The 25005-nt window shown below is 37.4% G+C and carries 18 protein-coding genes, 1 rRNA gene and 1 pseudogene; 19 read left to right on the top strand and 1 reads right to left on the bottom strand.

What is annotated here, in order from left to right; all coding sequences use genetic code 11:
- The first annotated feature begins 1 nt into the window (after nucleotide 1).
- The 8 genes and pseudogenes from C7Y47_RS12625 (at nucleotide 2) to prfB (ending at nucleotide 8875) form a co-directional block, all read left to right on the top strand.
- Nucleotides 2–961 (top strand): DMT family transporter, encoded by a 960-nt coding sequence (locus C7Y47_RS12625; RefSeq protein WP_255505169.1) that lies wholly within the window; start codon nucleotides 2–4, stop codon nucleotides 959–961.
- Nucleotides 958–1650, top strand: coding sequence for an NTP transferase domain-containing protein (locus tag C7Y47_RS12620; protein WP_142509107.1), 693 nt, complete (start codon nucleotides 958–960; stop codon nucleotides 1648–1650). Before C7Y47_RS12625 ends, C7Y47_RS12620 begins: the two co-directional genes overlap by 4 nt.
- 534 nt (nucleotides 1651–2184) lie before the next feature.
- Nucleotides 2185–2358: pseudogene (gene fliS / locus C7Y47_RS12615) on the top strand (flagellar export chaperone FliS); the annotation flags it as partial.
- A 212-nt stretch (nucleotides 2359–2570) separates the two neighbouring features.
- Complete coding sequence (locus C7Y47_RS12610) at nucleotides 2571–2954, top strand: PilZ domain-containing protein (RefSeq protein ID WP_142509106.1); 384 nt, start codon at nucleotides 2571–2573, stop codon at nucleotides 2952–2954.
- Nucleotides 2955–3113: 159 nt separating this feature from the next.
- Nucleotides 3114–3665 carry a ribosome hibernation-promoting factor, HPF/YfiA family gene (gene hpf / locus C7Y47_RS12605; protein WP_132360578.1) on the top strand — a complete coding sequence of 184 codons (552 nt, stop codon included), beginning with the start codon at nucleotides 3114–3116 and terminating at the stop codon, nucleotides 3663–3665.
- A 491-nt stretch (nucleotides 3666–4156) separates the two neighbouring features.
- Entirely contained in the window at nucleotides 4157–6667 is a 2511-nt protein-coding gene (gene secA / locus C7Y47_RS12600; protein WP_142509105.1) for a preprotein translocase subunit SecA, read from the top strand.
- A gap of 425 nt (nucleotides 6668–7092) precedes the next feature.
- On the top strand, nucleotides 7093–7638 hold the full coding sequence (locus C7Y47_RS12595) for a competence protein ComK (protein ID WP_142509104.1): 546 nt from the start codon (nucleotides 7093–7095) through the stop codon (nucleotides 7636–7638).
- A 132-nt stretch (nucleotides 7639–7770) separates the two neighbouring features.
- A protein-coding gene (gene prfB / locus C7Y47_RS12590) for a peptide chain release factor 2 (RefSeq protein WP_402933768.1) occupies nucleotides 7771–8875 on the top strand; the annotation gives its coding sequence in 2 pieces (ribosomal slippage) (nucleotides 7771–7845 and nucleotides 7847–8875; 1104 coding nt in all).
- A 283-nt stretch (nucleotides 8876–9158) separates the two neighbouring features.
- On the opposite strand, the gene C7Y47_RS12585 is transcribed toward prfB, so the two are convergent.
- Nucleotides 9159–9668: a competence protein ComK gene (locus tag C7Y47_RS12585; protein WP_132360585.1), complete on the bottom strand. Its 510-nt coding sequence runs from the start codon at nucleotides 9666–9668 to the stop codon at nucleotides 9159–9161.
- A gap of 225 nt (nucleotides 9669–9893) precedes the next feature.
- Between C7Y47_RS12585 and C7Y47_RS12580 the strand changes: the two genes are divergently transcribed.
- From C7Y47_RS12580 to C7Y47_RS12530, 11 genes are all read left to right on the top strand, one after another.
- A complete protein-coding gene (locus C7Y47_RS12580) occupies nucleotides 9894–10136 on the top strand; it encodes an IDEAL domain-containing protein (RefSeq protein ID WP_142509103.1) in 243 nt (80 codons plus the stop codon).
- A 319-nt stretch (nucleotides 10137–10455) separates the two neighbouring features.
- The gene (gene uvrB / locus C7Y47_RS12575; protein ID WP_142509102.1) at nucleotides 10456–12435 is read left to right on the top strand and encodes an excinuclease ABC subunit UvrB; all 1980 of its coding nucleotides are present in this window, start codon (nucleotides 10456–10458) and stop codon (nucleotides 12433–12435) included.
- Between the two features lie 7 nt (nucleotides 12436–12442).
- The gene (uvrA, locus tag C7Y47_RS12570; protein WP_142509101.1) at nucleotides 12443–15307 is read left to right on the top strand and encodes an excinuclease ABC subunit UvrA; all 2865 of its coding nucleotides are present in this window, start codon (nucleotides 12443–12445) and stop codon (nucleotides 15305–15307) included.
- A gap of 534 nt (nucleotides 15308–15841) precedes the next feature.
- Nucleotides 15842–17035, top strand: a complete 1194-nt coding sequence (locus C7Y47_RS12565) for a DUF4097 family beta strand repeat-containing protein (RefSeq protein ID WP_142509100.1) — start codon at nucleotides 15842–15844, stop codon at nucleotides 17033–17035.
- A gap of 274 nt (nucleotides 17036–17309) precedes the next feature.
- On the top strand, nucleotides 17310–17996 hold the full coding sequence (gene ftsE / locus C7Y47_RS12560; protein WP_142509099.1) for a cell division ATP-binding protein FtsE: 687 nt from the start codon (nucleotides 17310–17312) through the stop codon (nucleotides 17994–17996).
- Complete coding sequence (ftsX, locus tag C7Y47_RS12555) at nucleotides 17986–18870, top strand: permease-like cell division protein FtsX (protein WP_142509098.1); 885 nt, start codon at nucleotides 17986–17988, stop codon at nucleotides 18868–18870. The genes ftsE and ftsX overlap by 11 nt, the downstream gene beginning before the upstream one ends.
- 76 nt (nucleotides 18871–18946) lie before the next feature.
- Entirely contained in the window at nucleotides 18947–20266 is a 1320-nt protein-coding gene (locus tag C7Y47_RS12550) for a murein hydrolase activator EnvC family protein (RefSeq protein WP_142509097.1), read from the top strand.
- Between the two features lie 575 nt (nucleotides 20267–20841).
- On the top strand, nucleotides 20842–21465 hold the full coding sequence (locus C7Y47_RS12545) for a hypothetical protein (protein ID WP_142509096.1): 624 nt from the start codon (nucleotides 20842–20844) through the stop codon (nucleotides 21463–21465).
- 41 nt (nucleotides 21466–21506) lie between these two features.
- The gene (locus C7Y47_RS12540; RefSeq protein WP_142509095.1) at nucleotides 21507–22100 is read left to right on the top strand and encodes a redoxin domain-containing protein; all 594 of its coding nucleotides are present in this window, start codon (nucleotides 21507–21509) and stop codon (nucleotides 22098–22100) included.
- Between the two features lie 274 nt (nucleotides 22101–22374).
- The gene (locus tag C7Y47_RS12535; RefSeq protein ID WP_142509094.1) at nucleotides 22375–23823 is read left to right on the top strand and encodes a S41 family peptidase; all 1449 of its coding nucleotides are present in this window, start codon (nucleotides 22375–22377) and stop codon (nucleotides 23821–23823) included.
- 994 nt (nucleotides 23824–24817) lie between these two features.
- Nucleotides 24818–25005: ribosomal RNA gene (locus tag C7Y47_RS12530) — 16S ribosomal RNA — on the top strand; the annotation flags it as partial.

Here is a 25005-nt window from a genome sequence, read left to right as displayed (position 1 = left end):
AATGACACAATACGAGATAAGGGGACAATGGATTGGTCTTTTGGGTGGAATTCTATGGGGTGTCAATACGATAATCATAGGAATTATTCTATCTTGCTCGATTTTTGAAGATTATCTTTTTGTAGCCCCTTTAATCTCAACCTTTTTACATGATACTTTTTCGAGTATATGGATGTTATTTCATACTTTACTTTTTAAACGAACACAACAGCTCAAACAATCATTAAAAAGTAGGGATGGTAAAGTAGTAATGATTGCTGCGCTTTTAGGGGGCCCAATAGGAATGTCTGGATTTATGTTGTCCATTTATTTTATTGGTCCTTCCTATACGGCTATTATATCTTCGATGTATCCTGCAGTAGGATCTTTTTTTAGCTTTTTATTTTTAAAAGAAAAAGTGACTACGAAAAACATTATAGGACTTTCTCTTGCCATAATAGCTACAATTTTTTTAGGGTTAACTTCACAAGAAGAACCGCAAAATTTAATTTTAGGATTATCTTGCGCTTTATTATGTGTTTTAGGATGGGGATCTGAATCTGTTATCTCCGCTTATGGTATGAAAAATGACATATTGCCTTCTATTGCTTTACAAATAAGACAAACAGTTTCTGCAATAGTATATGGCTTGTTAATAGTCCCGATTATTGGGGGTATTTCTTTAGTAAAATTAGTATTACAAGACTTTACAATTATTTTATTTGCATTAACTGCATTAGCGGGCACTGCTTCATATTTATTTTACTACACATCGATTAATCGCGTTGGTCCTATTAAAGCTATGGGATTAAATATTAGTTACTCTGCGTGGGCTGTTTTATTCGGTCTATTACTAGGATTTGAAGCAGGAGTAAAAGAATTTTTATTAGCCTTGCTTATTATTACAGGATCTATCTTGACAACAAATAATCCAAAAGAATTTTTTACAATTATATCTTTCAAAAGAGGTGTAAAACTATGAACGCAATTATACTTGCAGCGGGACTCGGATCTCGTTTCGAAGAATGGACAAAAACAAAACATAAAGCACTTTTGCCAATAAATAAAGTACCTAACTTAGAAAGAACTATTCAATTTTTAATTGAAGCAAAAATCAATGAGATTTACATTGTTACTGGACATTTAGCTAATCAATTTGAATATCTGACAAAAAAATTTCCAGGAGTAAAATTAATCTTCAATGAAATGTATAAAGAATATAATAGTATTTATAGCTTCAAATTAGCCCTACCTTATTTTGGGGATTCATTTATCATCGATGCAGATACGGTCTTTCTTGAAAATATTTTTTTAAACCTTAAACCTATACAAAGTACATATTTTACAATTATTCGAATCGATCAAGAAAATGAATGGTGTCCAATATTAGACAACAATCAAAAAGTAATAGATATAAAAATCACTGACGAACAACTCCCATCTTTATCAGGGGTTTCCTTTTGGGAAATGCAAGACTGTAAAATAATAAAACAAAACTTTTCAAATTACTTGCAATCCCAAAATCTTAAAAAAACTTCCTTATACTGGGATAACATACCTTTGGATTTAATTGAAACTTTAAATATCACTATTTTTCAATTAAAACAAAATACTTTATATGAGATGGACAATCAAAAAGACTATTTAAAAATTATCAAGTCAATTTCATAATAACTCTATTTTCGGAGTAAGATAAAAGGTTCTAAAACTTGTTATTGAACTGCCCTACAAAAATGAGACAAATAAAAACACCTTTCGTTGAAAAATGGTTATGTACCCTATCAAATCAACGTGAAGGTGTTTTTTCTATGGGGAAGAGAGTCACACTTTAGCAGTAAAAATGAAAGCAATTGAACTGAGATTAGCGGGTAATTCCTACAAAACAAGTTTTACAAGAATCGATTATTCGTAATTATTTTCAGCTGAAAATATGGATGAGATGGTACAAGAATGGCGAATTACATCGCCTTAAACAGCCTGTAGGAAACTATTACCTATGACAAAGGAGGAGAAAGTTTTGCTAAGTTACAAACTGGAGAATCGTTATTTAAAGCAGCAAATTGAAGGTTTATAAAAGTAAGCAGTGTTGAAGAAGAAAGTAGTCCCAAAAAATTCAAGTACAGCTAGTTAAGGAGATAAAAGAAATCATGCCGATTAATGAAATCCGCAGTGATTTAGGCGTGAAGGCTGGCCAATAGAAATAAGCTAACACAATATGAATATATGAATCGTCGTCTAGTTGAAGCAAACATTAAAAATGAGATCGCTATAATTGAAGAAGTTGAAGGATTAGTGACGGAATTCCGTGATACATGGAAGGAAGTTATTCGCATCAATCGACAGCAACAATTCGGTCAGGGAAACACTGGACAAATTTAGACAACATAGAGGCCATCAATTCAAGATGGTCTCTTTTCTTTGCAAAAAATACGAGACAAGGCATTTTATATCATACAAAAGGGAAACATTTAACTAGTCATAAAATAGGTCTTTATCCGGTAAAATATGTTACTTATTCCCTCTAGATGTAAAACATGCATCGTGTCATAATCAAGCTAAATAGATGTTTCGAATAGTATTGGGGTGGGTATATGATATTTAAGCGCCAAGAAGGCTTTCGATTTAAGTTCGATGAGCCTGTTAAAATGACTTTTGCGATATATGAGGATGGAAGGGTGAATCAAGCGCAAACGGCAATGGCTGATTTGCTTGATATTAGTCCACGAGGTTTAAAGATGTTTACTGAAGTGGATTTAGGTGTTAATCCTCCTCCTTTGGATTTACGCTTTGTTCTTGATACTAGAGAGGTACGAGCTTATGGTGAAATAATTTGGAGCCGTCCTTTTGGCAAGGGCAAACAATATGGCGTGAATTTTAATGATCAAGAATCGGTTGAGGATTTGATTGTCGAAGAGTTGAAACTACGCCGAAGAAGAGAAGCTGATGAGGCAAAACTAAATAGCATTAATTCATAAAGTGAAACATTCAACAGTGGGGATTTTGTTCAACCCATATCAGCAGATGCTACACATTATTGTAGGAAAAAATTTTTTTGAAAAAAAGAATTATTTTAGAGGAATTTCGCACACTTGTGTAGAAATATAAAGTATAGCAGTTATAAAGGAGGAGTTTACATGTTAAACTTTAACATTCGCGGTGAAAATATTGAGGTAACTCCAGCTATTCGAGAGTATGTTGAGAACAAAGTCGAGAAAGTTGAACGTTATTTTAACGAAGATGTTAACGCCAACGCTAACGTAAATTTAAAGGTTTATAATGACAAGCAAACTAAAGTGGAAGTTACAATTCCAATGAAGAACTTAACTCTTCGTGCAGAAGAGCGTCATAATGATATGTATGCTGCGATTGACTTAATCGTTGATAAATTAGAACGTCAAATCCGTAAGCATAAAACAAAAGTAAACCGTAAATTCCGTGAGCGTGAAGGTACAGGCCTTTATTTTGCTACTTCTCAAGCAGCAGCAGATGCATCAACAGAGGAAGACGAATACTCTATTGTTCGCACAAAGCAATTTGATCTAAAACCGATGGATCAAGAAGAAGCTGTCTTACAAATGAATATGCTAGGGCATGATTTCTATATCTTTACAGATGCAGAATCAAACGGCACAAATATTGTCTACAAACGCAAAGACGGTAAATATGGCTTAATTGAAACAACTTAAACTTTAATATGTACAAGGGCTCTCGCGAAAAGCGGGAGCCTTTTTATCTTCATTCAGTAGGAATTCTACCCTCAATAGTAGTGGGATGAATGCAAATATACCACCAAACACTTATAAGATAAGACTCTAGCAGATATCAAGGATTTCGAAAGGAGTCACTATAAGGTTGTTAGCCTAAAACCGTCGCTTCCTAGGACAACGGCTAAAGGACCTACGTCGGTGCCGCGGTCGCTACGTTAGCACTGCGCTTTCACGCAAAAAAGATCTGCCGCTGCCGCTACGTTAGCACTGCGCTTTCGCACAAAAAAGATCTGCCTAGCCTAAACACAATTCAAAATCCGGACGGCATTGTTTATTTGTAGTGACAGCAACAACAATTACGCTAGGGCGTAATTGATATGATTTCCTTTCATGCTAGGGACTCTGTTTGCATGAATCTGTTATACAATGGTAAAATGAAAGTTGAGACTATATAGGAAGTGAAAAAATTCATGGTAAACCTATTAAATAAATTATTTGATTTCAATAAACGTGAACTAAAAAAATTAGAAAAAATCGCTGACCAGGTTGAGGGATTCGCTTCTCAAATGGAACAGCTTTCAGATGATCAATTACAAGCGAAAACAGAAGAGTTTAAAAAACGCTATGCGGACGGAGAGCATTTAGATTCGATTCGTGCGGAAGCTTTTGCGGTTTGTCGAGAAGGGTCAAAGCGTGTGTTAGAGATGTACCCATTCCGTGTGCAAATTATGGGTGCTGCGTCATTAGATGAAGGTAATATTGCGGAAATGAAAACCGGTGAAGGTAAAACGTTAACGGCTACAATGGCTGTTTACCTAAATGCCATTACTGGTAAAGGTGTACATGTTGTGACAGTCAATGAATATTTAGCGAGTCGTGATGCTGAAGAAATGGGGCATTTGTATAATTTCTTAGGCTTAACGGTTGGTTTAAACTTGAACAGCCTATCAAAAGAAGAAAAACGTGCAGCCTATGAAGCTGATATTACGTATAGTACAAACAATGAGTTGGGCTTTGACTATTTACGTGATAATATGGTGCTTTATAAAGAAGAGCGTGTACAACGTCCGCTACATTTTGCAGTAATCGATGAGGTTGACTCGATTTTAATTGATGAAGCGCGTACGCCATTAATTATTTCGGGTCAGGCTGGGAAATCGGCGCAGCTATATAAACAGTCGAATGCATTTGTTCGTATGTTAAGTGCAGAAACAGATTACACATACGAAGAGTCGACAAAAGGTGTTACGTTAACAGATGCTGGTGTTGAAAAAGCAGAGAAAGCATTTGGCATTGATAATCTATTTGATTTAACACATGTGCGTTTAAACCATGCGATTAACCAATCGTTAAAGGCACATGTAAGTATGCATAATGATGTTGATTATGTTGTACAAGAGGGCGAAATCATTATTGTTGACGGCTTTACAGGTCGTTTAATGAAAGGTCGCCGTTACTCAGATGGACTACATCAGGCAATCGAGGCCAAAGAAGGCGTAGAGATTCAAAATGAATCGATGACGATGGCAACAATTACGTTCCAAAACTACTTCCGTATGTATCAAAAGCTTTCGGGTATGACAGGTACTGCGAAAACAGAGGAAGAGGAATTCCGTAATATTTATAATATGAGTGTTGTCGCGATTCCTACGAATAAGCCGATTGCTCGTGATGACCGTCCGGACTTAATTTTTGCTTCGATGGAAGGGAAATATAAAGCGGTGGCGGCAGATATTGCAGAGCGCCATAAAGCTGGACAACCAGTTCTTGTTGGTACGGTCGCAATTGAAACATCTGAAATAATTTCGAATTTATTGGATAAACATAAAATCCCACATAACGTCTTAAACGCGAAAAACCATGAGCGTGAAGCCGAGATTATTGCGAATGCAGGTACAAAAGGTGCAGTAACAATTGCAACAAACATGGCTGGTCGTGGTACAGACATTAAGCCTGGAGAAGGTGTAATGGAGCTTGGTGGTTTAGCGGTAATTGGTACGGAGCGTCATGAATCTCGTCGTATCGATAATCAGCTGCGTGGTCGTTCTGGTCGTCAAGGGAACCCAGGTATTACTCAATTCTATCTATCACTAGAAGATGAATTAATGCGTCGTTTTGGCTCCGATAATATGAAGAACATGATGATGAAATTAGGGATGGATGATTCACAGCCATTACAATCTAAAGTTGTTTCAAGAGCAGTAGAATCAGCTCAAAAACGTGTTGAAGGTAATAACTTCGATGCTCGTAAACGCTTATTACAATATGATGATGTGTTACGTCAGCAACGTGAGATTATTTATAAAGAGCGTTACGACGTATTAGAAACAGAAAATATGCGTGTGCTTGTAGAGTCTATGATTCAAGAAACGATCGACAACATTGTCGCATTGTATACGCAAGGTGAGCAAAAAGATTGGCATTTAAAAGCAATTGATGACTTTGTCGCAGCAAATCTATTAGATGAAGGCGATCTAAAGGTGGAAGATTTCCAAGGTAAATCCGCAGAAGAGATTAACCAGCTAATTTCTAACGCTGTCCAAACGCGTTATAATGAAAAAGAAGAACAGCTTACACCAGAACGTATGCGTGAATTTGAAAAGGTAATCTTACTTCGCTCAATTGATACAAAGTGGATTGATCATATTGATGCAATGGATCAGCTACGTCAAGGTATCCATCTTCGTGCATATGGTCAAAATGATCCACTTCGTGAGTATCAACAAGAGGGCTTTGCTATGTTTGAGGATATGGTCGCTTCCATTCGCGAAGATGTAGCAAAATATGCGATGAAGGCAGAAATCCATAATAATTTAGAGCGTGAAGAAGTTGCAAAAGGTCAAGCTGTTAATCCGAAAGAGGATGGTGGCTCAGCTCCGAAAAAGCAACCTGTCCGTAAAGCTGAAAATGTCGGACGTAATGATTTATGTCCATGCGGAAGCGGTAAGAAATTTAAAAACTGCCATGGTGCAGCTCAATAATATTCGAAAAAGATCATTTTAACTGTATGTTAAAATGGTCTTTTTTTCGATGTTTTAGGATATTTTCACGATCCGCCTGCTGCTAGCTAAGACTAAAGCGAATGTGCGAACAACCGCAAGTTAGTAAGTAGGAGGTTTTTTCAAGCAGCGTTTAAATGAGTAGGAATATTAGAAAATTCAAAAAGAGGTATATGATACTACAACAATAGGTAAATAGTTCAATGAAAAGGGTAATGTTTATAACTTTCTTGTGATTTATTATGAATGTGTGAATAGTTGAAAAGTTTTGGGTATTGAGTCTGTTTTTAAATAAAGGGGGGATTTATGGATATATATAATCCTCGAGGAAACATTGGAGTTTACCAATATATTTATTAGTATACTCCTTTTTACTAGAAAAACATACAATTTTGAGGAGGATTGACATGCATAGTGATGACATTATGAGTAGTAAAACGATGCTGTATATACCGGAATATGATGCCAATGGTAACTTGGGTACACGTGTAATAGAAAGGGATCGCGAATATATATCAAAATTAGCGCCGACAAAATTAATGGATTATAATCTACGTTATTTCGGTTCTAGCTTAAGAGGGGCTTTCGATGGATCAAGAATGATACTTGGAAAGTTGAATAAAAATCCAATAGTTGTTCATGAACAAAGTAATATTGTATGGTTTCCAAGTAAGTCTTATTTACGACGTGACTGTAAATGGTTTGCTGTTCATCATATCCAGGACTATCTAGCTATCGATAAAAAGAATACAAAAGTAATTTTTATGAACGGCTATGAAACTAATGTGGATCTAAGTGTTAGATCATTTGAAAACAGAATTCAAAGAGCTTTTCTACTAAAATATAAACTGGAAAAACGAACAAAGAATTTATTAGTTCAATATGATCAAGGTAAAGTATTTCAACGTATGGCACACGATGTTATCTTTAAGGATGAAGCTGAAAAAGACTGAAACGAATGCTGAGGTTGTAAAAAAGTATGTTTTCCGCTGTAAAAACGTTATAATAAAGAGACCGGGGCTTTAAAAATGAAGTATCAGTATTTTAAAAGTTTGCCCCATAAATAATGTTCGGAGGATTTAACAATGATTGAATTAGCAGATGTACGTAACGCGTTAGACACTTCAGCCAAAAAATTGGCGGATTTTAGGGGGTCTCTTTGACTTAGAAAACAAAGAGGCACGCATTCAAGAATTAGATGAAATGATGCTTGAGCCAGGTTTCTGGGATGATCAGCAAGGGGCACAGGTAATCATTAATGAGAGTAATGGCTTAAAGGCAACTGTTAATGAGTATAAAGATCTATTAGAAACATATGAGAACCTAGATATGACGTTAGAGCTATTGCGCGAAGAGCCTGATGAAGAATTGCAGGAGGAGCTAGGCAATGAATTAGTAGAATTCCAGCAAAAAATGGGCGATTTTGAGCTGCAATTACTATTAAGCGGTCCATACGATCAAAATAATGCAATTTTAGAGCTGCATCCAGGAGCAGGTGGTACGGAATCTCAGGATTGGGGCTCGATGCTGCTTCGTATGTACACACGCTGGGCGGAAAAACGTGGCTTTAAAGTCGAAACAGTTGATTATCTTCCAGGCGATGAAGCAGGGATTAAATCTGTAACATTGTCCATTAAGGGTCATAATGCTTATGGCTATTTGCAAGCAGAAAAAGGTGTCCATCGTTTAGTACGTATTTCACCGTTTGACTCTTCTGGTCGTCGTCATACATCGTTCGTTTCTTGTGATGTTATGCCTGAATTCGATGACAATATTGAAATTGATATTCGTACAGAGGATTTAAAAATTGATACGTATCGTGCAACAGGTGCAGGTGGTCAGCATATTAATACGACAGATTCAGCTGTTCGTATTACGCACATTCCAACTGGTACTGTCGTACAATGTCAGGCAGAACGTTCACAAATTAAAAACCGTGAAAAAGCAATGACAATGTTAAAAGGGAAACTTTATCAATTAGAGATCGATAAGCAGCAGGCACAGCTAGATGAAATCCGTGGTGAACAGAAGGAAATCGGCTGGGGCTCACAAATTCGTTCCTATGTATTCCATCCATATTCAATGGTGAAAGATCATCGTACAAATGAAGAAACAGGTAATGTAGGAGCGGTGATGGATGGTGATGTAGATCCATTCATTAATGCATATTTACGTTCAAAAATTGGCTAATGAAAGCCTCTCAGAGACACAATGTAATTGTGCTTTGAGGGGTTTTTTAGTTTCTAAATCAATTGTGCCTCGGCATAATTGCGTCCGGAATCGGATTTGTATTTATCACAAAGAACTCCTTGTCGTTTCCGTGATATCCGCCGAGAGGCTTAACTTCTATCAGCGGATGTTGGAACACCCGCTGATAAGTGACTTAAAACCGTATTCATCTCACACCTATAGGGGTAAGAGACTTCTGTACCTGTCGCTACGCTTTCGGTCACAAGACATGTGCTGAAAGAAGTTAAAAAGGTGGATGATACGGAGCGTCTTGGCTAATCTCCTTGCGTTCATTCATGTAATGTTTATAGAGCATCGATGCATTGACAAATTGCTTGCTGATTGAAGCATATTGAATAGGTAGCTCAATCTGTTTATCATTTTTCAATGTAACGATACAGCCCGTTTTACTCGCTACAATATTTGAAATGGCGTGAAGTCCAATCCAAATATTGTGGATAGAGTTTGGAGAATACGTTGGTAGAAAAATACAAGGATAACCATAATCATAAGCAACAACGATTGGAAGCTTATGTTGATTGCCGAAAAAGCGTTTGGCGGAATGTCTTGCTGCTTCATAGGTTGTTCCGAGTGAGATACAAGATTTTCGTAATATATGCATTGGTTTCCTAGTGACGATAAGCTCATTATGCTTATCAATGACCCGTGTGAAAATTTTAGAATCATACTGCATTGGCTGAAGTAAATAGGTGTTGAAAGACATTAAATACCCATTGATGTAGTTTGCTGACATCTATGTAAACCTCCCTTTTCTATTTGTTATTGAAGTGTAGAGCATAAAATTGATTTCTGAAAGTATAGACAAAAGGAGAAAACCGTTGATATTTCAAGCGATTGTATAGAGAAATTGCTTGAAATTGCACGAGATTAATAGTAAATCGAAGTGATTTTCAGTTCTTAAGCATTGCATTTTAACTTCAATTTTCTTATAATTTAGAAAAGGATCGAGGTGAGATCGTTGGATAAATATTATTCGTATACAGATTTTCTAAAAGCCGTTGGTCAGTCAAAGAAAGTTGATGAGGCAGAGAAATTATTAAACGAGATTTATTTAGATTTATTTTTAAATCATATCCAGCGTATGCATCGTGAAGAGCAGCTCATGGTTCTGATAGATAGAGCACTCGATGACAAAGATGAAAATGCATTTCATCTATACGCAGCCGAACTAATAACCTTACACCAAGATGCAAGTGAATAATATGACGAGCCCGCTCTCCACTTATTGGGGAGCGGGATTTTTTTGCTATTTTTGTGCCAGCTGATCAGATTTACCGGTAATAACCCGAGATTCCCTCTAAGGTAATGCATTTACATTTTTCCATCTCGATTAGCTAACATTTGGGAAGGGTAATCTATTGATAGATAGGTTGTAATTAGTACATACGTTCTATCGTAATTACCTTAAATAGAGTAAACGGAAAATTTTTTACAAACATTCGTTCGTTAAATGTTCGAAATTTAAATAATGCTATGCTAAAATATATGTATCAAATTGGTAGGAAAGGACGGGGACATGTATGCAAACATTTGATTTACAAGCGCCATATACGCCTGGTGGAGATCAACCACAGGCAATTGCGGAATTAGTGGAGGGTGTACGTGCAGGTAAACGTCATCAAACGTTGCTCGGTGCAACAGGAACAGGAAAAACGTTTACGATTTCTAATGTCATTAAACAGGTAAAAAAACCGACACTTATTATGGCACACAATAAAACATTAGCAGGTCAATTATATAGTGAGTTTAAAGAGTTCTTCCCTAATAATGCAGTTGAATACTTTGTCAGCTACTATGATTACTTTCAGCCAGAGGCATATGTACCGCAGACGGATACTTATATCGAGAAAGATTCAAGCATTAATGATGAAATTGATAAGTTGCGTCACTCTGCAACATCTTCATTATTCGAGCGTGATGATGTCATTATTATAGCATCCGTGTCCTGTATATATGGTCTAGGTTCTCCAGAAGAATATCGTGAAATGGTCGTATCGGTGCGGACTGGAATGGAAATTGAACGTAATCAGTTGCTTCGAAAATTGGTCGATGTACAGTACGAGCGTAATGATGTGAGTTTTACACGTGGGACGTTTCGGGTGCGTGGAGATGTAGTGGAAATATTCCCTGCATCTCGTGATGAGCATTGTATTCGCGTGGAGTTTTTTGGGGACGAGATCGATCGAATTCGTGAGGTGGATGCGTTAACTGGTGAAATATTAGCGGACCGTGATCATGTAGCTATTTTCCCAGCATCCCACTTCGTTACACGAGAAGAAAAAATGCTAAAGGCCATTGAAAATATTGAAAAAGAGTTGGAGGAGCGTTTAACTCTTTTACGTGCAGAGGATAAATTGTTAGAGGCACAGCGTTTAGAGCAACGCACTCGCTACGATTTAGAAATGATGCGTGAAATGGGCTTTTGCTCAGGTATCGAAAACTACTCGCGTCATTTAACATTGCGTGAAGCGGGGGCAACTCCATATACGCTACTCGACTATTTCCCTGAGGATTTTTTACTTGTTGTCGATGAAAGTCACGTTACGTTACCACAAGTTCGAGGGATGTATAACGGTGACCAAGCACGTAAAGGTGTGCTAGTTGAGCATGGATTCCGTTTGCCATCAGCACTAGATAACCGCCCTTTACGTTTTGAAGAATATGAGAAACATATACATCAAGCTATTTATGTATCAGCAACACCTGGCCCATATGAGCTTGAGCATTCTCCTGAAATGGTGCAGCAAATTATTCGACCAACAGGGCTACTTGATCCACAAATTGACGTACGTCCTATTGAAGGGCAAATAGATGATTTAATAGATGAGATTCAAGGTCGTATTGCTCGTAATGAACGAGTGCTTGTAACAACATTGACGAAAAAAATGTCAGAGGATTTATCGGCTTATTTGAAGGAAATGGGCTTGAAGGTTGAGTACTTGCATTCCGAGATTAAGACGTTAGAGCGAATTGAAATTATTCGCGAGCTTCGCAAAGGTACTTATGATGTTCTAATCGGTATTAACTTATTGCGAGAAGGGCTAGATATTCCTGAGGTTTCGCTTGTGGCGATTTTAGATGCTGACAAGGAAGGATTTTTACGTTCAGAGCGCTCACTTATTCAAACAATTGGACGTGCTGCACGTAATGCCAATGGTCATGTCATTATGTACGCAGATAATATGACGGATTCGATGAAAAAGGCGATTGAGGAAACGAAGCGTCGTCGAAAACTGCAAATGGCATATAACGAAGAGCATGGCATTACACCGAAAACGATTGTTAAGAAAATTCCTGATGTTATTCGTGCGACACAGGTGGCAGAGGAAGAAGAGTCTTATGTAACGAAGGCAACAAAAGGTAAGAAGCTGACGAAGGCGGAAAGAGAGCAATTACTTGCAACTCTGGAAGTAGAAATGAAGGAAGCGGCAAAAGCACTCGATTTCGAACGTGCTGCTGAGCTGCGCGATACAATATTTGAATTGAAGGTAGAAGGGTGAATGGCTTGTGAAAAATACTGAAATTGTCGTGCAAGGTGCACGAGCTCATAATTTAAAAAATATCAATGTCACAATTCCACGCGATCAATTAGTCGTGTTAACAGGGTTATCGGGCTCAGGGAAATCATCATTAGCGTTCGATACGATTTATGCCGAGGGCCAACGTCGTTATGTTGAATCCCTTTCAGCTTATGCCCGTCAATTCCTTGGTCAAATGGATAAACCAGATGTCGATGCAATAGAGGGATTATCTCCTGCTATTTCAATCGATCAAAAAACGACGAGCCGTAACCCACGTTCAACAGTTGGGACAGTAACGGAAATCTATGATTATTTACGTTTGCTATTTGCGCGCATCGGTAAACCTATTTGCCCTAATCATGGTATTGAAATTACGTCCCAAACGATTGAGCAAATGGTCGATCGTTTATTAACTTATCCAGAAAGAACGAAAATGCAGTTGCTTGCTCCGATGGTATCAGGGCGTAAGGGAACGCACGTAAAGCTACTGGAAGATTTAAAAAAGCAAGGCTTTGTTCGGGTACGTATCGACGGTGAGCTACGTGATTTAGATGATGCAATTGAACTTGATAAAAACAAAAAGCACTCAATAGAAGTAGTCATCGATCGTGTTGTGATGAAGGAAGGTGTCGCGGCACGTCTTAGTGATTCTTTAGAGACAGCATTACGTTTGGCAGATGGGCGTGTACTTGTCGATGTGATGGAACATGAGGAATTATTATTTAGTGAGCATCATGCTTGTCCTTTATGTGGATTTTCAATCGGGGAGCTAGAGCCTCGCATGTTTTCATTTAATAGTCCGTTTGGAGCTTGTCCAAGCTGTGATGGTTTAGGCTCAACACAAGAGGTAGATCTTGATTTAGTAGTGCCTGATTGGGACCGTAGTTTATTAGAGCATGCTATAGCACCGTGGGAACCAACAAGCTCTCAATACTATCCACAATTATTAAAGGCTGTGTGCGATCATTATGATATTCCAATGGACGTCCCAGTAAAGGATCTTCCGAAAGAAAAGATGGATAAAATTTTATATGGTTCTGGTAAAGATAAAATCCACTTCCATTATGAAAATGAGTTTGGCAATGTGCGAGATCAAATGATTGAATTCGAAGGTGTTGTCCGTAATGTGGAGCGCCGTTTTAAAGAGACAACGTCTGACTACGTGCGTGAACAAATGGAAAAATATATGGCGCAGCAAGCATGTCCATCTTGTAAAGGTTATCGCTTAAAGCCTGAAACATTAGCTGTAAAATTAGCAGATAAACATATTGGTGAAGTTACACAGTATTCGATTCAAGAAGCTGATACATTTTTCAAAGAGCTAGATTTATCAGAAAAGGATATGAAAATTGCTCGACTTGTTTTACGCGAAATTGAAGAGCGACTTGGCTTCCTTGTCAATGTAGGGTTAGATTATTTAACGTTAAGTCGAGCGGCAGGAACACTTTCAGGGGGAGAAGCGCAACGAATTCGCCTTGCGACACAAATCGGTTCGCGTTTAACGGGCGTACTCTATATTTTAGATGAGCCATCCATCGGCTTGCATCAACGTGATAATGACCGTCTTATCAGTACATTGCAAAATATGCGTGATATAGGCAATACGCTTATTGTTGTTGAACACGATGAAGATACAATGCTGGCGGCTGATTATCTCATTGATGTTGGTCCTGGTGCAGGTGTGCATGGTGGTCAAATTGTAGCGGCCGGGACACCACAGGAGGTAATGGAAAATGAAAAGTCATTAACAGGGCAATACTTAAGTGGCAAGAAGTTTATTCCACTACCGATTGAGCGACGCAAACCGAATGGGCGCAAATTATCGATTAAAGGTGCTAAGGAAAATAATCTTCAAAATGTGAAGGTTGATATACCACTTGGTTTATTTGTTGCAGTGACAGGTGTTTCAGGGTCAGGTAAATCAACGCTTATTAATGAAATTTTATATAAGTCATTAGCTCAAAAGCTTAATCGTTCAAAAGTGAAGCCAGGAGAACATAAAGAAGTAACGGGAATGGAAGAGCTCGAAAAGGTAATTGATATTGACCAATCACCAATCGGTCGTACACCTCGCTCTAATCCAGCTACGTATACAGGCGTTTTTGATGATATTCGAGATGTTTTTGCCACAACAAATGAAGCAAAGGTACGTGGCTATAAAAAAGGTCGCTTTAGCTTCAACGTTAAGGGAGGCCGCTGTGAGGCTTGTCGTGGTGATGGTATTATAAAAATTGAAATGCATTTCCTACCAGATGTTTACGTGCCGTGTGAAGTCTGTCATGGGAAGCGTTATAACCGTGAAACGCTTGAAGTGAAATATAAAGATAAGAGCATTGCAGATATTTTAGATATGACGATTGAAAATGCAGTAGTATTCTTCGAAAATATTCCGAAAATCCAGCGTAAGCTACAAACGATCGTGGATGTAGGATTAGGCTATATGAAATTAGGACAACCTGCTACAACTCTATCCGGTGGTGAGGCACAGCGTGTGAAGTTAGCCTCTGAATTACACCGTCGTTCAACTGGTAAATCATTCTATATTTTAGATGAGCCGACAACGGGCTTACATGCGCATGATATTGCACGTTTACTCGTTGTTTTACAGCGTCTTGTAGAAAATGGCGATTCCGTGCTAGTAATCGAACATAATTTAGATGTCATCAAAACAGCAGACTACATTATCGATTTAGGACCAGAAGGTGGAGATAAAGGTGGTACTATTGTTGCGACAGGTACACCAGAAGAGGTCGCTGAAGTCAGTGGCTCTTATACTGGGAAATATTTAAAACCGATATTAACAAGAGATCGTATGCGTATGGAAGCTGTTTTAACAAAGGCTTCTCAATAAAGTCCCAAAAATTTCGCAAATTTCCTAAGGAGATTTGCGAACTTTTTTACGATAAGGGGCATACTGCGAAGGCGGATGTCGATAAAAATTAAAAGTTGGGTGATAAAACGTGAAAGTTAATCGATAAACTTTAAAAGTTGGATGACATTCTATTAAAACGTATGTCATGTGAATAAGTTGATTGGAGTGGAGGCTGGGCGAATCCTCGGGGATCAGCAATAGAGGAACGAAGGCTAAAAGCATCACATCCTGTGATAACGCCTTCGTGACCAACATCGTGTTGGCCCGAGACCCTGGAGCGAGCTTTGCGAGTGAAGCGGCTCATCGGACGCCCCTAGGAAGCTTTGCTCTGTGCGAAAGCGTAGTGCTAACGTAGCGGCAGCAACAAAGCACCCAGCCGGAACGGAAATCAACCAAACGTTATGGTAATGAGCCTAAAATAAGATATATTCCCAATTTTTCGTTTTTTGGTGAAACTTTTCACAAAATGAATCGTATAAATAATATAACGAACTGAGGGAGGCTATTTTTATTATGCAAAATGAACGTCAACGAATTTTAGAACTTGTGGAAAAAGGAACAATTTCAGCGCAAGAGGCGATTACATTATTAGAAGCATTAGAGCAACCTAGCAAGTCCACTCAAAATGTTATGAATGATGTGGTAAATGAGGACCAGTATTCCTCAACAGAAAAAGAGTCAGTATTTAAAGATGAGAGTCAAAACGAACAACAATCGCCAAAAGACGAAGATTTCTCTAAATATTTCCAAGAAGAAATGCGAGATTTCCGTAAAGATTTATCACAAATTGGTTCCCTCTTTATGGATATGATGAATACGGCAGTAAAAAAGGTTAAAGAATTTGATGTAACTTCTCCATTTGGTGATAAATTCGAGTTTACACATACGGAAGAAGTTTCAGCTGAACGTGTAGACAAAATAATTGCTGAATTACCGAATGGCAATTTTTCATTAGAAACTGCTGAAGGAGATAGCTTCCAAGTCATTTGCAAAGTAAAGGCACCTCTTGTTAATGATAGTGAAGAAGAAACGCGCGCTAACTTCCTAGAGCAATTCGTTGTCAAGGAAGATGGGGATTCATTACGAATTTTAAGTCAACTTAAGCTTGTTCAAGTAAATGTTAAAGTACTTGTTCCAAAGGATAAATTAGAAAAATTATCAGTACGTTTAATGAACGGTAGTGTTACTTTACAAGATACGGATTTCGAGCAATTAAAAGTAAAAACATTAAACGGTGCGATTAAAGGCTCTAAGTTTAACTTTGGAAAGGCAGAAGTAGATTCGTCAAATGGTTCCATTGAATTAACAAATGTTCGTGGTAAAGATTTAGAGGCTGAAACATTGAATGGCCGTGTCTATTTAGATGGTGCATTGGATGAAGTTGCAGCAAAATCGGTTAATGGACATGTTGTTGTCACTACTTGCTCAACTAATTCATCGAAAATCAAAGCACAAACAGTCGCAGGAGCTGTTGAATTGTATGTGCCACGTACAATATCGTTAAGCGGTAAAATTGTTACGAATTTTGGTAAAGTAGATGTTGGTATTCAAGACGCTTCAAAAATTGAATCACAGGATCAATTTTTATCAAAAGTAGTACGTTTTGATAAAGAAATAGAGAATGCTAATCGTTTATTTATTGAAGGTGAGTCTAAAACAGGTGCAGTTTTAGTACGCTATACAACAACTGACGAGCAGCATATTTAACTAATAAAAAGCATTCAGGCTAAGCATAACAGCATAACTGAATGCTTTTTTGCTGTTTGAAAACATAAGAAAAGCAGAAATCGACTTTCCACTATTGGGCTCGATTTCTGCTTTCTTGTATGTCGAGTTTATGTTAGTTTTGTGGCAATGAAATAACGAAATAGCAGGAACTACCACGGAATGAAATGAAACTGTAATAATAAAGGGAGAAATAGAGTGCTATAATAGAGAATGAAATACCTCTTACATGGTAAGAGATTTAGGTGGTTTAAATATGATAGAAATGAAGAATGTGACAAAGAAGTATCCAAATGGCGTTGTTGCGACAAATGGGATTTCTGTTAACATAAAGCAGGGTGAATTTGTCTATGTTGTAGGTCCAAGTGGTGCAGGTAAATCTACATTTATTAAATTAATGTACCGCGAGGAAAAAGCTACTTCTGGAGAAATCACTGTTAATGGCATAAATTTAGCAGAATTGAAAAATAAAAAGGTACCATTTTTACGCCGTCAAATTGGTGTCGTTTTCCAAGACTTCAAACTGCTACCTCGTTTGAATGTTTATGAAAATGTAGCGTTTGCACTAGAGGTAATTGAGGAAGACCCAATAGAAATTCGCCGTCGGGTAATGGAAGTTTTAGAGCTCGTGGGGCTAAAGCAAAAGGCAAGAATGTTCCCTAATGAGCTTTCAGGTGGCGAACAGCAGCGCGTTTCGATTGCACGATCTATTGTGAATGTGCCAAAGGTCGTTATTGCAGATGAGCCTACTGGAAATCTTGACCCTGAGACATCATGGGACATTATGAATTTATTCGAAGAAATTAATGCAAGAGGTACAACTATTGTGATGGCAACCCATAACCGTGAAATCGTAAATACGATTCGTCGTCGAGTAATTGCAATTGAAGGCGGAATGATTGTCCGTGATGAGCACGGAGGTGACTACGGCTATGAAATTTAATACAGTAAAACGCCACTTCCGAGAAAGTGTAAAGTCTCTTGGTCGTAATAGCTGGATGACTATTGCCTCAGTTAGTGCAGTTACAGTTACATTAATATTAGTAGGCGTATTCGCGCTTATTATGATGAACTTAAATAAAGTAGCATCTGATTTAGAGAACGATGTTGAAATTAAAGTGTTAATTGATGAAACAGCAGATAAAACTGGTGAAAAAGCGCTCATGGAAAAAATAAAGAAATTGCCAGATGTCGCCGAGATGACTTATTCGACAAAGGAAAATGAATTAACGAAATTAGTAAAAGATTTTGGGGACGATTTTAAACTATTTGAGCAAAGTAATCCATTACGTAATGTTATTTATGTGAAGGCTTCAAATCCTCAACAAACAGCTACTGTTGCTAAAAAAATTGATAAATTTGAGTATACATATGACGTTATGTATGGTGAAGGCAAAGTAGAAAAACTATTTAATTTCTTAAATATTAGCCGCAACGTAGGGATAGTACTTATTTGTGGATTATTGTTTACAGCAATTTTCTTAATTTCTAACACGATTCGAATTACTATTATTGCACGTCGTGATGAAATAGAAATTATGAAACTTGTTGGAGCAACGAATTCGTTCGTGCGTATCCCATTTTTATTAGAAGGAATGTGGCTCGGAATTTTAGGTTCTATTATTCCGATTGCGGTCATCGCAACCCTTTACCACAATATATATAGAATTATTGCGCCCCGATTAAAAGGCGAACTTGTTCAAGTACTTGATTTCTCACCTCTTGTGTACCAAGTAAGCGGTCTACTATTACTCATTGGTGTACTAATTGGTATTTGGGGAAGTTTCATGTCCGTACGTAAGTTTTTAAAAATCTAGCTTTCGTTAGGCTCCACAAGTTGTGTTAGCCGGAATGACAATCAACCAAAATAATAGTCGAAAAGGAGTTCAACCGGTGAAAAGTATGGCGAAAAACTCATTGAAAACACTTGCTGCAGCATCTGCATTATTTCTTTTTATCCAAACTCCATCAGCGTATGCAACTAGTTTATCGGATTTAAAAGATGAAAAAAAACAAATTGAATCAAAGAAAGATGGCTTAAATTCATCCATCAATAATAAAACAAATGCTATTAATGCAAATGAAAACAAGCAACAAAAATTATTAGATCAAATTCAATCATTAAATGCTGAAATTGATAAAACAAATGGCAATATCAAAAATGTGAGGGCGGAAATCCAATCTACAAATGCAGAAATAAAAACATTAGAAGATTCTATTGCGGAGCTTTTGCACAAAATTGAAGAGCGTGATTTATTGTTAGAGGATCGTGCCCGTGCCATTCAGGCGGGTGGCTCTGTTAGCTATTTAGACGTGTTACTTAGTTCTAATAGCTTCGTAGATTTTATCGATCGATTCTCTGCTGTCAATGCATTGCTTGAAGCGGATCGACAAATTATCCAGGATCAAAAAGATGACAAGCAAAAATTAGAGGAACAAAAGCAAGTCTTAGAAAGTAAACGTCAAAAGCTCGAAGATAAAAAAGCTGAGCTTGATCGTTTAAAAGCATCATTGGATAGACAGAAAGCTGAGAAAAATAAATTAATTGATCAATTAGAAAAAGAGCAAGAAAAGCTGAAATCAGAAAAAGTATTGCTTGAGAAAGAATATTCTGAGGCCCTTGAGGTTAGTGCAGAATTACAACAAAAAATCATCGATGAACAAAATCGATTAGCTGAAATTGCTCGTCAACAAGAAGCGAAACGTAAGGCAGCCGCTGCTGCCGCAGCTAAGGCAGCTAATTCAAACAATAGTGGTGGTGGGTCAGGACCAGGATCTTCAACAGTGGATGCCCCACAATCGAATGGTACATGGATTAAGCCAACAAATGGTCGTTTAACATCACCTTATGGCTGGCGTAATATTGGTGCAGGTCCAGAATTCCACTACGGAGTCGATCTTGCAAATAGTACAGGCACTCCAATTTGGGCAGCTGCTGACGGTGTTGTTGCCTATGCTGCACCACTTAGCACGTATGGTAATGTTGTTATCATTACACATTCTATCAATGGCGAAATTTATACAACAGTGTATGCACACTTAAATTCTTTCAATGTTAGTGTTGGTTCAGAGGTATCCCAAGGTCAGCAAATTGCAACAATGGGTATGACTGGACGCGTAACAGGACCGCACTTACACTTCGAAGTGCATATTGGCGCTTGGCGTGGACAAGCAGTCGGTAGTGTAAACCCATTGAAATATATTCCAGTATAAAAATATTGAAAGCTATACATTAGGATTACGCTAATGTATAGCTTTTTTATATTTCTATTAAACTTCTATAATATTGATTGGGTATCGACACATCAAGATGAAAGCGAATGTTCGACACTTCTACCAAAAAGATTTGTTAGTCAAGATGTCAATAAACTGAGGAAGATTGGCAGTCAGCGCAAAATATTGGGGAATCTTCACATTGTGCGCTTAGAAATGATTGATAGAAAAGGCAAAGTGACGGATAGAACATCAACTGAGTTCATGTAGGTAGGAGCAGTCTGAATAACGTTTGGGAAAGCAACATAATATGCTCATCTCAATTTTTGAAGTTTAAAATATACTCATCTGTACTTATTTTATTAGCAGATGCATAATTTGGAAGCCTTTTTCCTAGTATGCCATCATTTTATGTAATATATTTGTAGTGTGAATACCTATATGGGTATTTCAATAGAATTGTTTATCAAGAGTCTATTCTTTGATGTTTCAGGAAGATTTTTTGAACACGGTGTGAAATGACAGTTCATATAAAGATTATATGCTATGCTGTAGCTATCTGGAGGATTTATTAGATGAATAACACAGAATGGTTCTCTATTCGAGCACTAACATTACCAGCAACAGCTGTTGCTTTACTTGTGGCCTTTTTCATTGTATGGCTAGTTTTACAGGTACAATTTTCTAAGAAATGGGCGGGGGTATATGGTGACGCGGTCTTTACCTTTATTGTCGTTTGGAAATTTAGCATAATTGTCACTGATTTTAAAGCTGTTATCGCTCAACCATTTTCGCTCCTTTATTTTAATGGTGGAACAATGGGTGTCTTATTAGGGGTAGTGGTAGCGTCGTTACAGCTTTGGTGGAAGCGACAACAATTTCAGTTTGACGCAACTGGAGTCGCTGCCTGTAGTTGGGCAATCATTTTAACGCAATCGATTTATCAATGGCTTGTAGTGTTACTAAATGATAATCAAACCACTAGCGAAGTGATAACTTTACTTGTGCTAAGTACACTAACAGTCCTCATATTATGGAAAATAACAGCTATCAACCGTGCTTTATTTTTATATACGATTGGTTTTATGATTGTTACTCTCTTTCAGCCATATGGTTTATGGCAACCGGCAGTAAGTGTGAGCGTCATATTACTTATATTAGGTATAGTGATTCAGCGTTTTGCTGGCACGTCTAAATGATACGGTTCAAAATAAAGTACTAAATTATTGGGAGGTAAGGAATGAAAAAAAATATTGGGCTACTTATCGTCGTATTATTAGTAGCTGTGATGATTGGTACATATGTTAAACAGCAGATTGATAAGGATCGTGAAATTGAAACAACTTCTCTTGGAAAAGAAATGGATGAACGAAAGATTGGCTTAAGCAATGGAGATACGCCACCGGATTTTACTTTAACAAGTTTGGATGGTAAAAATGTAACTTTGAGTAAGCTTCGTGGAAAAAAAGTTGTGTTAAACTTTTGGGCAACATGGTGCCCACCGTGTAAGGCAGAAATGCCACATATGCAAAATTATTATGAACAATATGCTAAAAAAGATAATGTAGAAATAATAGCTGTCAATTTAACAAGTGAAGAACGAGATGTTACAGCTGACGCAAAAATAGATTCTGTGATGACATTTAGAGATAGCTTTGATTTAACATTTCCTATTTTACTTGATCAAGACCCGAAAAACTCAATCGGCATTGCCTATCAAATATTGACGATTCCTACAACCTATCTTATTGATTCAAATGGATATATTCAACGTGCTATAAAAGGGCCGATGAATGTAGAAATGTTAAAAAAATATGTAGATGCATTAGACTAATCAAATCAAAGAATCTGCTCCTTTTCTTAAAAGAAACGAAGCAGATTTTTTATTTGGTTATAAAGCGCCCACGATTCGTGATGGGTACCCGCGCTAGGGAGGTAAATACCCGCGATTGTCGATAGAGTACGTGCGCTAGAAATCAAATACTCACGATCTGCAATAGAATACTCTTGAAACAAAAATCATAGTATTCAACAAATTATTTTGAAGTTTAATCTTGTATGTTTGAAAAATAAACTTCATACAGTAGAAGAGACGGAGGAGGGAAGGTTTGCGCAAAATAATGGCTGGTGTCGGCGTACTTGCTAGTAGTCTATTGCTAGGTAGTGGAGTTTATTTTGACTGGTTTAATTTAGGGGATAAAAAGGAGCCGGTCGTTACAGAGGTTGATTCGATTAATGAAGCGTTGAATTTAATTGAGGAAAAATCTGTATACAGTACGAAAAAAGATGTTTTAGTGGAGGGGGCACTTCGTGGTATGGCCGATGCTATTAAGGACCCTTATAGCACCTATTATTCGAAGGAAGAGGCGGAACAGCACCGACAAATGTTAGCCGAGGAAAGAGTAGGCATAGGGATTGAGCTATCTGAAAATAACGGAAAATTTATTGTTGTATCTCCAGTCCGTTCGTCCCCGGCAGATAAGGCAGGAATGCGCTCTCTCGATGAAATTGTACAAGTTGATGGCGTTCGGGTAGATGGAAAAAAGATGAGTGAATTAATGCATTTAATTCAAGGGGAGAAGGGGACGAAAGTAACTATTGTCGTCTATCGTCCAAGTGAAGATAAACATATTAAAATGACGATGGAACGAGCTGCAATTTCTAATAAAACAGTAACGAGCGAAGTAGTGAACGTAGAAAATACTCCGCTAGGTTATGTGGAAATCGCACTCTTCGGTGAGAAAACAGCAAATGAGTGGGTTGCCGAAACGAGTAAATTGCTTCGAAAAGATATAAAAGGGTTAGTGATTGATGTGCGGGATAATCCAGGTGGTTATTTACATAGCGTCGCAGCGCTACTGAGCACAGTATTGGAGAAAGGCAAAGTGTTTGCCTATATGCAAAATGCTGAAGGTGCTATGGAACCATTAAAAACGGAATCAAAAAGCTTTGATGAAAAGTATTTACAGACAATGTACAAGATACCAATTGTTGTTTTACAGAATGCGGGCAGTGCATCTGCTAGTGAAGTACTTAGTGGCGCTTTAAAAAGCTGGGGACGTGCCTCCCTTATTGGTGTCAAGAGTTTTGGAAAGGGAACAGTTCAGGAGTCTTGGTCGCTGAAAAATGGTGGAGAGCTTAAACTGTCCACAAATAAATGGCTGACGCCAAAGCGCGAATGGATTCATGGGCAAGGTATTGAGGCTAATTTAGTGGTTGAACCAAATGAATTATTCGCTTTCCAAATGCATCCATTATCAGGGAAATTTAAAGAGGGCGATATGAGTGAAGAAATTGCTTATACGCAAAATGCTTTGAAAAAGCTAGGCTTTAAAATTGCTCGTTTAGACGGTTACTTGGATGAATCGACGGAGGAGGCAGTTAAACTTTATCGGGAGGATAAGAAATTGAAAAAGGCAGAAGATAATTTTAATTTGGACACTACCTTCTTTAACAGCTTAAACGAAACGTTGAAAAAATATAAAGAGGACCGTCAAAATGATTTACAGTTCCAAATGGCGACAAGCTTTTTACTGCACAATATTAAAGGAGAATAATAAATATTAGGTATGTTGAATTTAAGAAGGTAGATCGGTAAAAGGATTTTTTTGTCGATATTTTGCTTGAATCCCCATTTTAGTTGATTGTAGCGGAGAGTTACTTCGTGCTCTTGTCGCAGAGCGAAGCTTTCCATAGAAAGCGAGTAGCCCGTTGTAGCTTTAATCATTAGGTCTAATTAAATTTATGATAGTAACCTTGATTTAGGAGCATAGAGCATGTTTTGAAAAAATCGATCAAGCATGCTCTTATTTATTTATAAATAAGTTTTATTATTTTTAAAACCCTAGCACTAAAGCCCTCATAAGCTTAATAAGGAAATGTAAAAATGATTTTCTTATGACTCATATAGGAGTGGTAATATCGTGATTGCAGCATTTGATTGTGTCAGGAAGTTGAATCCAAATGTCATAAGAGCTTATCCTCATTCTTCATATGCTTCTTGTAAAGTATCAAAACTATAGTTTGCATCAGAAAATACATCTTTTCTTTTTCCGCAATTCAATTGGTCCCTAAAAAACAATGTACTTTCTTATTTAAACATTTTATAAGTGGAGATCTTTTTAATTTTATCCCCTTATTGAACTAAACTGAATTTTAGATAACAATAAAACATTAAATTTACTAGATTGTGAGTCTAATATTAATTTGTTTTCTAAATCATATTAAATAGGTAATTTCTCAGTGGAATGAAAAGCTACCGATTTTTTTAGAAAAAAGTGTTGACCTTTTTAAATTAAGAGTGTAGTATTATACAAGTCGTTAAGACAACTACTAAAAAACAGCTAAATTAGTTGTTGACATAGAGTTTACGACATGGTATTATATAAAAGTTGCCACTGAGAAAACGGCGGCGAAATGAACCTTGAAAACTGAACAAGCAAAACGTAATCAATAAAGTTTTTATTCACTAACCATGAGTTAGTGAACGAAACAAAATTTTGGACATCAAACATGATGCCAGCAAAACAATTTGAGCTAATCAAATTTCTTTTTATGGAGAGTTTGATCCTGGCTCAGGACGAACGCTGGCGGCGTGCCTAATACATGCAAGTCGAGCGAACAGAAAAGGAGCTTGCTCCTTTGACGTTAGCGGCGGACGGGTGAGTAACACGTGGGCAACCTACCTTATAGTTTGGGATAACTCCGGGAAACCGGGGCTAATACCGAATAATCTATTT

It is taken from the genome of Lysinibacillus sphaericus, assembly GCF_006864135.1.
Taxonomy (GTDB): domain Bacteria; phylum Bacillota; class Bacilli; order Bacillales_A; family Planococcaceae; genus Lysinibacillus.
This window is presented reverse-complemented; position numbering and strand designations above follow the sequence as displayed.

Bases quoted from the DNA above. Each gene is read 5' to 3' on its own strand.
- secA (WP_142509105.1), top strand. From the start codon at position 4,157: ATGGTAAACCTATTAAATAAATTATTTGATTTCAATAAACGTGAACTA.
- ftsE (WP_142509099.1), top strand. From the start codon at position 17,310: ATGATAGAAATGAAGAATGTGACAAAGAAGTATCCAAATGGCGTTGTT.
- C7Y47_RS12540 (WP_142509095.1), top strand. From the start codon at position 21,507: ATGAAAAAAAATATTGGGCTACTTATCGTCGTATTATTAGTAGCTGTG.
- C7Y47_RS12625 (WP_255505169.1), top strand. From the start codon at position 2: ATGACACAATACGAGATAAGGGGACAATGGATTGGTCTTTTGGGTGGA.
- uvrB (WP_142509102.1), top strand. From the start codon at position 10,456: ATGCAAACATTTGATTTACAAGCGCCATATACGCCTGGTGGAGATCAA.
- ftsX (WP_142509098.1), top strand. From the start codon at position 17,986: ATGAAATTTAATACAGTAAAACGCCACTTCCGAGAAAGTGTAAAGTCT.
- C7Y47_RS12595 (WP_142509104.1), top strand. From the start codon at position 7,093: ATGCATAGTGATGACATTATGAGTAGTAAAACGATGCTGTATATACCG.
- C7Y47_RS12585 (WP_132360585.1), bottom strand. From the start codon at position 9,668: ATGTCAGCAAACTACATCAATGGGTATTTAATGTCTTTCAACACCTAT.
- hpf (WP_132360578.1), top strand. From the start codon at position 3,114: ATGTTAAACTTTAACATTCGCGGTGAAAATATTGAGGTAACTCCAGCT.
- C7Y47_RS12565 (WP_142509100.1), top strand. From the start codon at position 15,842: ATGCAAAATGAACGTCAACGAATTTTAGAACTTGTGGAAAAAGGAACA.
- C7Y47_RS12620 (WP_142509107.1), top strand. From the start codon at position 958: ATGAACGCAATTATACTTGCAGCGGGACTCGGATCTCGTTTCGAAGAA.
- C7Y47_RS12545 (WP_142509096.1), top strand. From the start codon at position 20,842: ATGAATAACACAGAATGGTTCTCTATTCGAGCACTAACATTACCAGCA.
- C7Y47_RS12610 (WP_142509106.1), top strand. From the start codon at position 2,571: ATGATATTTAAGCGCCAAGAAGGCTTTCGATTTAAGTTCGATGAGCCT.